11 protein-coding genes and 1 pseudogene are annotated in these 13,063 nt (G+C 51.1%); 4 read left to right on the forward strand and 8 right to left on the reverse strand.

Annotation, left to right across the window (positions count from 1 at the left end):
• Window positions 1-218: 218 nt before the first annotated feature.
• A complete protein-coding gene (locus ACT9TW_RS01800; RefSeq protein WP_446491532.1) occupies window positions 219-1,043 on the forward strand; it encodes a hypothetical protein in 825 nt (274 codons plus the stop codon).
• 215 nt (window positions 1,044-1,258) lie between these two features.
• On the opposite strand, the gene ACT9TW_RS01805 is transcribed toward ACT9TW_RS01800, so the two are convergent.
• From ACT9TW_RS01805 to ACT9TW_RS01825, 5 genes and pseudogenes are all read right to left on the reverse strand, one after another.
• Complete coding sequence (locus ACT9TW_RS01805; RefSeq protein ID WP_446491533.1) at window positions 1,259-1,726, reverse strand: DUF6392 family protein; 468 nt, start codon at window positions 1,724-1,726, stop codon at window positions 1,259-1,261.
• Window positions 1,723-3,429, reverse strand: a complete 1,707-nt coding sequence (locus ACT9TW_RS01810) for an S-type pyocin domain-containing protein (RefSeq protein ID WP_446491534.1) — start codon at window positions 3,427-3,429, stop codon at window positions 1,723-1,725. Before ACT9TW_RS01810 ends, ACT9TW_RS01805 begins: the two co-directional genes overlap by 4 nt.
• 3 nt (window positions 3,430-3,432) lie before the next feature.
• Complete coding sequence (locus tag ACT9TW_RS01815; protein ID WP_446491535.1) at window positions 3,433-3,783, reverse strand: hypothetical protein; 351 nt, start codon at window positions 3,781-3,783, stop codon at window positions 3,433-3,435.
• A gap of 133 nt (window positions 3,784-3,916) precedes the next feature.
• The gene (locus ACT9TW_RS01820) at window positions 3,917-4,087 is read right to left on the reverse strand and encodes a hypothetical protein (protein ID WP_446491536.1); all 171 of its coding nucleotides are present in this window, start codon (window positions 4,085-4,087) and stop codon (window positions 3,917-3,919) included.
• Between the two features lie 231 nt (window positions 4,088-4,318).
• A pseudogene (locus ACT9TW_RS01825) lies at window positions 4,319-4,822 on the reverse strand (phage regulatory CII family protein).
• A gap of 310 nt (window positions 4,823-5,132) precedes the next feature.
• Between ACT9TW_RS01825 and ACT9TW_RS01830 the strand changes: the two are divergent.
• Entirely contained in the window at window positions 5,133-6,302 is a 1,170-nt protein-coding gene (locus tag ACT9TW_RS01830; protein ID WP_446491537.1) for a DNA repair protein, read from the forward strand.
• Here ACT9TW_RS01830 and ACT9TW_RS01835 read toward each other — a convergent pair whose 3' ends face one another.
• A complete protein-coding gene (locus tag ACT9TW_RS01835; protein WP_446491538.1) occupies window positions 6,303-7,067 on the reverse strand; it encodes a siderophore-interacting protein in 765 nt (254 codons plus the stop codon).
• A gap of 225 nt (window positions 7,068-7,292) precedes the next feature.
• Between ACT9TW_RS01835 and ACT9TW_RS01840 the strand changes: the two genes are divergently transcribed.
• Window positions 7,293-7,787, forward strand: a complete 495-nt coding sequence (locus ACT9TW_RS01840) for a PadR family transcriptional regulator (RefSeq protein ID WP_446491539.1) — start codon at window positions 7,293-7,295, stop codon at window positions 7,785-7,787.
• Here ACT9TW_RS01840 and ACT9TW_RS01845 read toward each other — a convergent pair.
• Window positions 7,784-9,343, reverse strand: coding sequence for a methyl-accepting chemotaxis protein (locus ACT9TW_RS01845; protein WP_446491540.1), 1,560 nt, complete (start codon window positions 9,341-9,343; stop codon window positions 7,784-7,786). The two genes, ACT9TW_RS01840 and ACT9TW_RS01845, sit on opposite strands and share 4 nt — an antisense overlap.
• A 339-nt stretch (window positions 9,344-9,682) precedes the next feature.
• Window positions 9,683-11,203 carry a methyl-accepting chemotaxis protein gene (locus ACT9TW_RS01850; RefSeq protein WP_446491541.1) on the reverse strand — a complete coding sequence of 507 codons (1,521 nt, stop codon included), beginning with the start codon at window positions 11,201-11,203 and terminating at the stop codon, window positions 9,683-9,685.
• 435 nt (window positions 11,204-11,638) lie between these two features.
• On the opposite strand from ACT9TW_RS01850, the gene ygjG reads away from it, so the two are divergent.
• A complete protein-coding gene (gene ygjG, locus ACT9TW_RS01855; protein WP_182062539.1) occupies window positions 11,639-13,018 on the forward strand; it encodes a putrescine aminotransferase in 1,380 nt (459 codons plus the stop codon).
• The last annotated feature ends 45 nt before the right edge of the window (window positions 13,019-13,063 follow it).

Here is a 13,063-nt window from a genome sequence, read left to right on the forward strand (position 1 = left end):
TTAAAAACATGCCAATTTTATGACTCATAATCGCTTGGTCGCTGGTTCAAGTCCAGCAGGGGCCACCAAATTTTAGCTTTAAAATCATATAATTAAGCCACTCGAAAGAGTGGCTTTTTTGTTGAACTAATGATAACCGTCCCCTTTTTGTCCCCTCACCTTCAGCAACGAGGGGATTTAGTGCTTCCAGAGGACCTAGAGTATGAGGGCGAACGAACATGAATTTGAAAACAACTGTTATTAATTTTTTCAAAACTAACCCTCACTTAGGGCCATCGTTGTTTCTTTTTTGTTTGGGCGTAATTTTTCTTACAACTACCAGATTTGCAACAGTTTCTGGAGCTCTGTTTGGTGCTGGAGCATCATTACTAGGTGCTTGGATATCTGACATTAACACTCGAAGTAGAGAGTTTAACTCTAAGATAAAAAAGGAGAATGAAGCTGTACAATATCTTTCTCCGGAACTGTTAAGAACAGTAGTTCGCCTGCTTCATATCCAAGAAAGGGCAATAATAAATTTCAGCGTTAACTGGGCTGAGAACATCAAAAATGGCGAGCTAAGACTGCCACTAGCCTCAAACATTCATGACCTTGTTAACCTAGGCGATCTTAAAGAAGATTTTCTTCCCCAACTCCCGCATCTTTACCCAAATGCAATCCAGTTCAAAGACTTAAATGGAAGCAAGGCAATCAAATTGGTGCTCTACTACGATTCACTTTTTGAGCTTGAAATATTCGTCAAGGATTGGTGGAAAAGAGAAGGACAGGTACCTTCAAATTTATTTAATCAAATTAGTCACATATCAGAGAAAAGCTTAAGATTAGCGTTGGAATGTTTAGCTGAATTCGAGATTAATCATAGCAATTATGATACTCCTCACGTTGGCACTATTCCTGAGAGAATAAGCAAAGCGCTTGAAGGTGCATCCCAAACAAGAGAACGATGCTCTGCAAACTTTGCAAAAGCGAAAGCTAGCCGCACTGACCCTGACCCCGAATTTGCAGAAAAATCTACCGGTTGCCAGAATATGCAACCAACATGAAGCCGGTTATTCCTGATTATGACTGGAGCATATTCGGGGTCAGGGTCAGAAGCCGGTTATTCCTGATTATGACTGGAGCATATTCGGGGTCAGGGTCATATGAAGACATTACTAACATCGGGGTGTATTAATCAACGGGTAGCAGGTCAGCTTACTTGCGAATTCTCAGTAAGAAACGATCACAAAAAAGCCCCTTTCGGGGCTTGCATAGAGCATTACCAGCGAAGCTCGGAGGTTGGCATAAATGTAACAGCTCTCACGTTATCCATTACGTCATAGCTTATTTGCATACTGGTCGGTCTTTCCCGTCCTTTTGCCTCGTAAAGATCCGTCCATCCAAAAGAACGCTTCATGATCACTTTAGGGGGACTGCTTCTTAATGGCTCACCAATATTTTCATGTACCCACTTCCGGGTCATCTTTTTAGCTAAAGGCTCAGGCAGATCGTTTGGAAACACCCAATCAGCTTTGTCATCGTCCTGAATGGTTAAAGTCAGCGCCTTCAAAATCCGTCCTTCTCGCCAAAAAGATAAAAATACCCCTTCTTTGGACATATCAAGACTTAGAACAGGAGAGCCGGATGCACCTTTCGGAGGTGACTTGTACATGATTAATTCAGAATCAATCAGCTCTTTGTAACTTTTCCCTAACCCCTCAATCAGCGCATTAACGTTTATTGTCATTTGTATAATCCCTGCTCACTGTTCAGTCTGTGCATTTTCGCCCTCGCCGCCTCAATCTGGCTTTCTGTTGCACCATGTGCTTTTAGCGCTGGTTTGATAGCATCTAGGTTGCGATCAAGCGCCGCGCGCAGGTTTATTGAATCGAGTTCGATTTGTGCCGGAGTATTACGGCCCCCATACGTTTCACTTATTTTTTGATGTACTTCTTTGGGGATTACTATTGCTGCCACATCATCAGCTAATTTACTGATATCTTTTGGATCAACATCAGGATAAAGCGCAGTTAAATATGCTTCAACCGCCGCCCTTGACGGCATGTGATCCGCCTCATAAACCCCCTGCCGCGAACGGCGTTTAAAGTCACTGTATTGCTCGACTTCCAGAAACTCTACCGGTGGTTTGCTCAGATAGATATAAATCGGCGGCAGGTCAGGGAACGGCAGGATCAGTATGTAATCCGCGAAACTCTTTTCCTCCGGTGCCGGGCTGGTGGTCGCCGTTATGCTGGTGTTATCGGGCAGCGGGTCAACAACCACCGGGTTCGGCAGCACCGGCCGCGCCTGGTTGCCGGTATTCCACGGCTTTTTCTCGTCTGTCCGGTCAGGCGTCCACACGATGGTTATGCGCGGTTCTTCTTCCGTGGTGAAGGTGTACGCCTGCGCGCTGCTGTCGTACTCCATTTTTCTGACGCGCACACTATCCCGGCCAGGCGGCGTGTGCCAGCCATGCGGTACCGGGTTACCCCTGCTGTCGTTCTCCCACGTATAACGAACACGGCTTGGGGCTTCACGCATCTGCTCCAGACGCATGCGATCAATAAAGTCCTGTTCGCCGTCGTTCGTGTGGCCTGGATACATTCCCACCAGCAGCCCGGCCACGGGTGCACCCGCTCCGGCGGCGGCTACCTCACCCATCCCGGCAGCGCCACGCACCGCCCAAGTGCCGTAGGTCAGTGCCCTGCCGCTTATCAGCTCCAGCAGGCTTGCACCTGCCGTGGCCGTCTGCGCGCGTGAAGCTGCAGCTGCGGCAGCAACGGCCGCCTGATAATCCATCTCCTCATGGTTGCCGTTCCACCAGCGATAAAGAGCGCTGCGCTTTTTCGGTTCGGGGATATCCTCTGGCTTTTTCTTTTTTGCGGTCTGTGCGTGCTGCGGGGCGTCTGAATCGGTTGCCAGGTCGCTGGCGGGCTTGGCCTGAAAAAATGCCATATCAGCAAAATTAGTGTGGGGTTCGCGCTGGTCACCGGCATCATTGCACCCATCACCGCGCAGGCAGGATTTTGCGAATACCCGGTTGCGCTCCCTTTCCTCTTTTCTGCGTTTTTCCTCCCTCTCCTGCTCTGCACTGCGTTCAGCCAGCATGGCGGTGTGCTTTTCCTGCGCGATTTGTTCCGGTGACGGCCCAGCGCCCAGCCAGTCACCCACCGGGGCGATAATGTAATTTGTTCCCGTCGGACAATCACACATGACGCTAGAGCGATCAACAGCAACAGCTAAACCGTGAAATACAACACTGGGTTCACCATCGGCAACGGTGCCAGGTTTACCGCATTTTTTACAAGCCGTCGTTTTATCACCAACACGAATGACCATGCGCCCGTATTCAATACAGTTCGGCAGCGAACCAATGCAGGTGGCCCCGGTTGAGGTTTTATCCCCTGTCAGTGCCATTCCGCGGCCCATGAGATTTGTTCTGTATCCCATGCGTTACGCTCCGGTAATTGTCAGAAAATCCGCCCCAGACACAATCCCTTCACGCGTAACCAGATACGTATGCCCTTGCGGGGTACTGATAATTTCATCACCGTTATCCAGCAAGCTACCCACCAGCGCAACGCCAGCCCCTTTGTACATGCTGGCGTACCGGCTATTATCCAGCAGGAGTTTTGATTTACGTTCTATCGGAGCAACGATCCCCCCACGTCTGGTAATGCTTCCCTCTGCGATTATCGCGCGTGCTTCATCGTCCATTGCGCCAATTTCTTCCGCTGTAAATGACGATGTTTCCAGTTTGGCTTTTATTTCTGGCGTTAATTCATTGGCGTATTGTTTATTCATATAAATTCCATTTAATTAAAAAACAAATAATCCCACTATGAAAACGGACTATCAATATTTATTCAGCACTTTTGGTTAACATTGAATAATTATATAAATTACATATAAAAATAAATGACGTGAATATTAATATTTAACGTTCCTGACTCCTTTCTTCACGCTTAACTCTATTAACCATTCTCTGGCAGTTATTGCGGCGTACCGCTGCCGCTGCGCGCCTCCAGAGGCCTTTCTTTTCGAGGCTTTCCGCTACTTCGTATTTAACGTTCAGTGCCTCATTGATTGATACGCTTTCTTTCGCCATGAGATGTCCTTATTTGGTCGTTTTTCTGTTGGTTCATTTGGTGGGTATGTTGGTTCGGCGATTTGTGATGAATCTTTTAAATACAGCCACATAAAACAACTGAACTAACTGAACTAACCGAACCAACATCATTCTGTTTCTATATAGGGTTTATTCGTCCTGCTCCGGTTCTTCGAGCATAACCGGAGATTCTTTTTTCAGGTAAGAAACGAAAGCTTTCATAGTTTTCCCTCAAATCATGCCGCTGGTGCTGGTAGTCACGATATCGACGCCAGCAGCAAGAACCGGCACAGAATGGAGGCGGCTTTCTACGGTGTAAGCCAGAACGGAAAGGGAACGGATTGCATCACGGGCACGATCAAGAATTTGTGTGCGGCGCGCCGCGGTCATGTGCTCAGTTGATACAACTTCCCCAGCGATCGCACCCACATTAGCTGCGGCACTCAACGCGCAAAACGGCATGTTGGCTTCAATGGCGTTATTGATAGGAACGGACGGGAGGCATTTAATCTGCCCCAGCATCCCATCCAGCAAACGCGCATCTTAGGTGTAATCGGTGATAGCCAGAAGCTCATTGCAGGTCAGTCGGTGCGGTTGAACCAGGTTCAACTTATTGCACAGGATCTGCGGACGCATACCAACGGCAGCGGCCACATCTTCCAGATTGTACGCCAGCACAAACGCCCGGCAAGCTGCATCAAAATGAGCATGTTTAGAAGTCTGATAATCAAACATTGTTAGCGCCCCCTAATCCGTAGGATAAATTACGCATTAAGCGAAACATCGCATTCGCTTAATGCCATCGGGTAAAGCGTTTATCTGCGGTTAGTTTTTGGTTATCAAACGGCTGGACAGCCCTATTGCTGATCCTACAAACAGTGTGCCCCGTACCAGAAAAACAACAAACCTCTCACTCACCGTCAAAAACCCTAAAAACTAAAGAAATCCCCCATCGCGCCGATCATCATCCGTGTGTATTATTTCCTGTGGCGTTTACAACAACTAACCTTAACTCAAATACTTAAGCCCCAAAGCGAAAGGCATCATGAGCACACCGATCAAACGGCTAGAAATCATTAAAAATGCCATTGAACTGGAAGATGACGACATCATCTTTAGTCAGCTGGCACGCCTGAAAAATGAAGCGTTTGGCGATGAGCTACAGGCAATCGTCGTGGCGCTTGAGCAGAAGAATTACACCGCCGCCATCGCGGCTATCACCACCTGGTTACAAAACCAGCGGGCGATTACCCAGTGGCGCGATCCACAAGTGGCGGCCAGCAAGCTGGAGCTAAAAGCACTGGAAGAACGTCTGCGGGATCTTATTGATCGTCGCAACGCGCGCGTGCAGCAGCTTGATGAGTTCAACGATCTCTATTTCTCCCGCCTCGGGCCGCTGATGCAGCAGATCCTCGCCCTGCGTAAAACACTTGCCGAGTTGAATCTGCGTCGTCAACAGGCGGAAGCACGTCGTCGCGAAGAGGACTACCGCCGTTGCCAGCAGTATATGGCGCAGGCAGTAGAGGTGTTAGCAACACTGACTCAGCGCTGGCGCGATCTGCCTGCGGATTCCGTGCAGGCTGCGGAAGCACGCAAACATCTTCAGCAGCAAAGCAACCTGATTGCAAATCTGCTGGCCGAAGCACTGGAGCTGGAAAGCGGGTTAACGCGTGAAGAGGAGCCCGCACGTCAGGCGCGGGATAATGCCAATAACGAGTATGAAAAATACCGTGAACAACACCATGATGCCGAGGTACGTCTGCGGAAAGGGAAAAACCTCTCCGAAGAAGATCAGAACGAGCTAAAACGGCTCTGGCGTCAGGCAAGCAAGCTGTGCCACCCGGATCTGGTGGCAGACGATCTGAAAGAAGAAGCCAACACCATGATGGTGCAGCTGAATCAGGCCAAACAACGTGGAGACGTGAAAGCCATTCGCTCTCTGGTTGCTCGCCTGCAACAGGGCTTTGAGCCGCTGATGGCAAGCGACCGTCTGAACGATCTGGAGCGTATCCGCAAAAAAATGGCGCAGGTACGCGAGCAAATCGACACCTTAGTGAACGAGTTGGCCGAGCTGGAAAAAGAAGAGTCCTGGCTGCTGGTCTCGTCCCTGAACAATATGGAAGCTTACTTTATCCAGCAGGAGAAAGCCCTGCATGACGTCCGCGCCTCGCTCGAACATCAGGTAAGCGAAGCGCAGCTGGATACCGCAGCGTAATTATTTGGCGTGCCAGTACGCGCTGGCACGCACTAATTGCTGATCAATCTCGTCATTTTCAAACTGGCGACTCAGGCTTTTCACCACCTTCCCTTCCCCGGTTAACCAGATAAAGTAATCCTCTGTGGGCAAGTTAATCGCCGCCAGCTGGTCTGCCACCGCCTGCTCGCTATGCCCGACGACCCAGGTGATGTTGAACTCACTCAGATGCGCCAGATAATCCTTGTAAGACGCATCGCCAACGGTCACAACGGCATGAACGTCTGGGCGCACCGGCAGTCTGGCTATCGCTTCTAAACGGCGACGCAACGCAGGCATCCCGGATTCATCGCACACATACAACTGCCAGGCGTAATCCTCTGCAACTACCAGTGAACCGCGCGGGCCCCCAATAGTGAGTTTGTCGCCCACTTTCGCCTGTAGCGCCCAGTTGCTGGCAACCCCGCCATCATGGACAAAGAAATCGTAAACCAGTTCATGACGCGCTTCATCGTACAGCGGTGTGTAGTCACGCGCTTGCGGGCGCACGCCTTCGCCCCAGTCGATCCCTTCTTCGGTCACTACTGGTGGCACAAACGTCGCCCCTGGCTCCGGGAAAAAGACTTTGCTGTGGTCGTCGAAACCTCTGGAGCTAAAGCCCTCCAGGGCGTCTCCGCCTAAGACGATGCGCTGGAAGCCAGCCGCGACACGCTCAACGCGGAGCACGGTCAGCTCGCGAAAGCGCAGGTCGTTACGGACGCGTTGTGGGTAGCGGGTCGATGTCATTTTTATGCCTTCCTGATGTGAATACGATATATCTAAATTGAATTGCAAATGATAATGATTGCTAACAATCAGGATTGCAAGATATTTTTTGATATAGTTAACAGCAGACAAGTCTCACAATAAAAATAACAACATAATCATATAATTAACCAATTACATGGTGACTATATTGCTATTAATACATATTTAGATATAAATTAGATATATCAATTTTGAGGAGATACGATGCGACACGCACATGAAGGTGGTGGACGCCGCCAGCGATTTTTCGGCCACGGCGAACTGCGGCTGGTGATTCTGGATATTCTGACCCGGAATGCGAGCCACGGTTACGAGCTGATCAAAGAGATTGAGAACATGACTCAGGGGAACTACACCCCGAGCCCGGGCGTCATCTACCCGACCCTCGATTTCTTGCAGGATCAGACCTTTATCACCATTACGGAAGAAGAAACCGGGCGCAAAAAGATTGCCATTACCCTGGCCGGGCAACACTGGATAGATGAAAATCTGGAACATCTGGAGAACATTCAGCTGCGGATCAAAGCCCGCTGTGTTGGCTTCCAGTTGCGAAAAAACCCGCAGATGAAGCGGGCTCTGGATAACTTCAAGGCCGTGCTGGACCTCAGGGTCAATCAGGGAGAACTCAGCGACGCGCAGCTTAAGCAGATCATCGGCGTTATCGACCGCGCGGCGCTGGAGATCTCCCAGCTGGATTAAGCCGGTGCGTACTCGTTCACGCGGAAGACTTTTACCAACTCTTTCAGTTGCGTCGCTTGCTCGTTAAGCGATGCAGCCGCCGCGACAGACTCCTCCACCAGCGCCGAGTTCTGCTGAGTGGTGGCGTCAATCAGGCCAATCGCACTGTTAATCTGCGAAATACCTTCAGTCTGCTCATGGCTTGCCTGACGGATCTCCCGCAGGATGACGTCCATCTCTTCCACATTGCCGACCATGCCGTTGATAAGCCCACTGGCTTTCTCGACCAGGTTCATCCCGTCCTGCGTCTGGCTGGTTGAGCTTTCAATCAGCTGGCGGATCTCACTGGCAGAAGAGGCACTCTTCTGTGCCAGCTGGCGCACTTCACCGGCGACCACAGCAAAGCCACGACCGTGCTCACCCGCACGCGCTGCTTCCACTGCCGCATTCAGCGCCAGAATATTGGTCTGGAAGGCAATGGCGTCGATCAGGTCGATAATGTCGGACATCCGGTTCGACGTTTCGTTAATCAGGCGCATTTTGCTGGTCACCTGCTTCATCATCTCACCGTTGTTTTTTACCACCGTGGCCGCATCGGCAGAGAGGTTGGTCGCTTCCCCGGTATGTGATGCGGTATTTTTTACCGTTGCCGTGATTTGCTCCATCGATGCCGCAGTCTGTTCAACAGAGCTGGCCTGCTCTTCTGTGCGTGCGGCTAAATCCTGGTTACCGGCGACAATCTGCGCGGCAGCGCTGGAAATGTTTTCAGAGCCGGTCTGCACCTGCTGCACAATCTCCTGCAGGCGGGTTTTCATCTCCATCAGCGCATTGAGCAGATGGCCGGTTTCATCCTTACCGTGAGAGGTGATATTGCGCGTCAGGTCACCTTGTGCAATCGCTTCGGCAAATGCTACCGCGGTACCCAGTGGACGGGTAATCGAACGCACAATATACCAGCCAATCAGGCTGCCAGCGCCCACGCTGAACAGTGTGATAATAATCAGCCACAGACGGTTGCTTCTGAAATCACCATTAACCTGCGCGCCGGCGCTTTGCATCTGGCCGTTTTGAACGCTGATAAGCTCCTTCACTTTATCTTTGTAGGCCTTTTGCAGGTTGATGGTGTTGGTCATCATCTCCTGAATGGCACCTGCGCGATCGTTGCTCTGTATTGCCTGCAAAATGCGGTAACGGGAGTCGAGATACTGCTGGCGTACCCCGCGAATATCGGCCAGAACCTGCTGAGATTTTCGATCGTGCAGTTCGTTATTCAGGTCGCCCAGGATAACGGTGATATGTTCACTGATCTCTTTCAGGCGCTGTTGGGACTGCGCGGTGTACTTGCCCTGCTCATCCAGCAACATGAGCTGCTGAGTGCTAATAAATTCCTGGAAGTTATCGATTAACTCGTTTGCTTTTACCGTGGTCGGATAATCACTGGTGATGATGGTTTGCATCCCGTTGTTGGCCCGGTTAAGGCTCAGCAGAGACAAGGTTGCACTTACCACCATCAACACAATAAAGAATCCAAACGCCAGAAATAATTTCGTGCCGATCTTTACGTCATGTAAGAACATATTTACTCCATCGATGTGATTATTTCCCAGACGTTGACCGTTATCGGTAACTCATCACCTAACTTTATGACTTTGATCGTTTTTTTATTCAATAATCGACTCAATAGATAGGCGCTAACTATTAATATTGGCGCATTGATCGTTATACAACCAATGGAATGACGATTTCTGAAACAGTATCGTGGAAAACTGACTTAGGCAGGGATAAATAGCTGAGGTAATTTATTTAGTTATTTAATATATATTTAACATTAATTCTTAATCGTAATTACAAATAACGGAAATAATAAAGCCGTTTAATCCGGACGAAATAAACGGCTTTTCTGGAACATTACTGACTCAATGCAGCACTGTCACCGCGTCTTCCAGGCGCCCGGCACGGTGTTTAACCATGGCGGAGATATGCGCGCTCTCTTCTACCAGGTCGGCATTTTTCTGGGTAATACTGTCCAGCTCTGCCACTGCGCGGGTCAGCTCAGATAACCCGGTTGCCTGCTCAGAGGTCGAATGGCTAATCTGCGCAATTAGCTGAGTCACGTTCTTCACCTGCTCCACGATGTCGTCCATCGTGCGGCCTGCGGCGTGAACCTGGTCGGAGCCCGACTGTACCTTGCTGGCGCTGGCATCAATAAGCTTACGAATATCGTTGGCCGCATTGGCGCTTCGGCTGGCAAGGTGGCGAACTTCGCCTGCCACCACCGCAAAGCCTTTACCCTGCTCGCCCGCTCTTGCTGCCTCTACCGCCGCGTTCAGCGCCAGAATATTTGTCTGGAACGCAATGTCGTTGATAAGCGAGGTAATCGAGCCGATCCGCTGAGTGCTGTCAGCGATATCGTCCATGGTTTTCACCACAGTCTGCATCGCATTTCCGCCTTCAGTTGCCGCACTGCTGGCGGCTATGGAAAGCTTATCCACTTCGGCGGCCGTTTCAGAATTGCTTTGTACCGAGGCCGCCATCTGGTTCATTGTCGCCACGGTCTGCTGCACGTTGGTGACGGTCTGGCGCGTGCGGTCGTTGAGATCCTCATTGCCCTGTGCCAGCCTGTCGCTGCCATTGCGCACGCTGACCACCTGGCTTGATACGTCATTAATCAACCAGCGGCACATCAACCCCAGTTGCCCCACAGCCCGTAAAGTCAGCCCCAGCTCGTCGCTGCGGTTGAGGTGCTGCACGGTGTTGCGATCGCCGGTGGCGACCTTTAACGCCTGACGCGCCACGTTTTCCACCGGGCGGACAATTTGCTGCTCAAACAGCAGGGTCCCCAGCAGCATTACGACAGCCGCCGCCACGAAGGATGCCCAGCCTGCGGATGTTGCCCAAAGTGTTGCCGCCATCACCGCAAACAGCGCCGCCATCACACTGCGTACCCGCCAGCGCAGCGGCATTGCAGGCAGTTTGCCAAGCCAGCTTTTGCGTACCACCAGCCCTTTGTGGATCCGCTTGTTGCAGCGCCCGTCATTCAGTGCCTGATATAAAGGCTCCACGGTGGCAATCTCTTCAGCCGTCGCTTTGGTGCGAATCGACATATACCCTGTGACCTGGCCGTGACGCACCATCGGCACCGCGTTTGCGCGCACCCAATAGTGGTCGCCATTTTTACGGCGGTTTTTGACAATCCCGCTCCACGGCTCACCCTTTTGTAGCGTGTACCACATATCGGCAAAGGCCGCTTTTGGCATGTCCGGGTGGCGCACCAGATTATGTGGCTGTGCCAGCAGTTCCTTGAGTGAATACCCACTCACCTGAACAAAGGTGTCGTTGGTATGGGTCATGTAGCTGTGCAGGTCGGTGGTCGACATTAAGGTGGTGTCATCGTCCAGAGGATATTCGTTCTGGGTGACATAGGATGGAGAGGACATTATGAGCATCCCTTGCAGGTTATTTGAATGTTAATTTTGTGGCTTAATCTTTTTTCGGCGGTAAACAGTTTATCTTTAGTTGTTAAATTTGATTGAGATCGCAAATCCAGGTTAAACCGCACTTTCTGTACGTTTTTCTAATTAATTGATTTAAAATACTTTCGTCAGGAAATTACTCCTGAAGCATGACCTGTTAATGCCCACTAAAGAAGCACGCCATGCACCACCCAGGTGCAATTGACAAAATAGGTCGCTAAAACATCGGCCTTCTCTCTGTCGCTTAATCCCGTCTCGCTTATTTCGGCATGATTAAATATTGCGCAACATAAATTTAACCTGGCGTTTATCCCGATTTTCGTTAAGTCAGCTGAAGTGGCGTAATCCCTGCAATACTTAACGCAGTATCATGTGATACGCGATCCCCGGGAGCACATTTTGAACAGGTTACCTTCCAGCGCCTCGGCTCTTGCCTGTACCGCGCACGCATTGAATCTCATTGAGAAGCGAACGCTTGATCATGAGGAGATGAAACAACTTAACCGAGAGGTCATCGATTACTTTAAAGAGCATGTAAATCCTGGGTTTTTGGAGTATCGCAAATCTGTTACCGCCGGCGGGGATTACGGAGCCGTAGAGTGGCAAGCGGGAAGTCTGAACACGCTTGTCGACACCCAGGGACAGGAATTTATAGATTGCCTGGGTGGTTTTGGCATTTTCAACGTGGGGCACCGTAATCCAGTTGTGGTTTCCGCCGTACAGAATCAACTCGCGAAACAACCTCTTCATAGCCAGGAACTGCTCGACCCACTTCGCGCCATGCTGGCGAAAACGCTGGCGGCCTTAACGCCCGGCAAACTGAAATACAGCTTCTTTAGTAATAGCGGCACGGAATCGGTCGAAGCGGCGCTGAAACTCGCCAAAGCGTACCAGTCGCCGCGCGGCAAATTCACCTTTATTGCCACCAGTGGCGCATTCCACGGTAAGTCGTTAGGCTCGCTGTCCGCGACCGCGAAATCCACCTTCCGCAAACCGTTCATGCCGCTGCTGCCTGGCTTCCGCCATGTGCCATTTGGCGACATTAACGCTATGCGCACCATGCTAAGCGAGTGCCGTAAAACCGGCGACGACGTAGCGGCGGTGATCCTGGAGCCAATTCAGGGTGAAGGCGGCGTGATCCTGCCACCGCCTGGCTATCTGCCTGCCGTGCGTCAGCTGTGCGATGAGTTTGGTGCTCTGCTTATTCTTGACGAAGTGCAGACCGGCATGGGCCGCACCGGCAAGATGTTTGCCTGCGAGCATGAAAACGTGCAGCCAGACATCCTGTGCCTTGCGAAAGCGCTCGGCGGCGGTGTGATGCCGATTGGTGCCACAGTTGCTACCGAAGAGGTGTTCTCGGTGTTGTTTGATAACCCATTCCTGCACACCACCACCTTCGGCGGTAACCCGCTCTCCTGTGCGGCAGCACTGGCCACCATCAACGTGCTGCTTGAGCAAAACCTGCCTGCGCAGGCGGAGCAGAAAGGCGACATGCTGCTGGATGGCTTCCGCCAGTTGGGTCGTGAATATCCTGACCTGGTGCAGGAAGCACGCGGCAAAGGGATGCTGATGGCAATTGAGTTTGTCGATAACGAAACCGGCTACAGCTTCGCAAGCGAGATGTTCCGCCAGCGGGTACTGGTGGCAGGTACGCTCAACAACTCAAAAACCATCCGTGTTGAACCACCGCTGACGCTCACCATTGAACAGTGTGAGCTGGTGCTGAAAGCGGCGCGTAAAGCGCTGGCCGCGATGCGGGTCAGTGTGGAAGAGGCGTAAACGCAACGCCCTCTCCTAGGAGGGGGCGTTGTTATTTTATTCCTG

The sequence above is a fragment of the Enterobacter sp. C4G1 genome (assembly GCF_052886895.1).

Coding starts and splice junctions, on each gene's coding strand:
- ACT9TW_RS01800 (WP_446491532.1), top strand. CDS start 219: ATGAATTTGAAAACAACTGTTATTAATTTTTTCAAAACTAACCCTCAC.
- ACT9TW_RS01805 (WP_446491533.1), bottom strand. CDS start 1,726: ATGACAATAAACGTTAATGCGCTGATTGAGGGGTTAGGGAAAAGTTAC.
- ACT9TW_RS01810 (WP_446491534.1), bottom strand. CDS start 3,429: ATGGGATACAGAACAAATCTCATGGGCCGCGGAATGGCACTGACAGGG.
- ACT9TW_RS01815 (WP_446491535.1), bottom strand. CDS start 3,783: ATGAATAAACAATACGCCAATGAATTAACGCCAGAAATAAAAGCCAAA.
- ACT9TW_RS01820 (WP_446491536.1), bottom strand. CDS start 4,087: ATGGCGAAAGAAAGCGTATCAATCAATGAGGCACTGAACGTTAAATAC.
- ACT9TW_RS01830 (WP_446491537.1), top strand. CDS start 5,133: ATGAGCACACCGATCAAACGGCTAGAAATCATTAAAAATGCCATTGAA.
- ACT9TW_RS01835 (WP_446491538.1), bottom strand. CDS start 7,067: ATGACATCGACCCGCTACCCACAACGCGTCCGTAACGACCTGCGCTTT.
- ACT9TW_RS01840 (WP_446491539.1), top strand. CDS start 7,293: ATGCGACACGCACATGAAGGTGGTGGACGCCGCCAGCGATTTTTCGGC.
- ACT9TW_RS01845 (WP_446491540.1), bottom strand. CDS start 9,343: ATGTTCTTACATGACGTAAAGATCGGCACGAAATTATTTCTGGCGTTT.
- ACT9TW_RS01850 (WP_446491541.1), bottom strand. CDS start 11,203: ATGTCCTCTCCATCCTATGTCACCCAGAACGAATATCCTCTGGACGAT.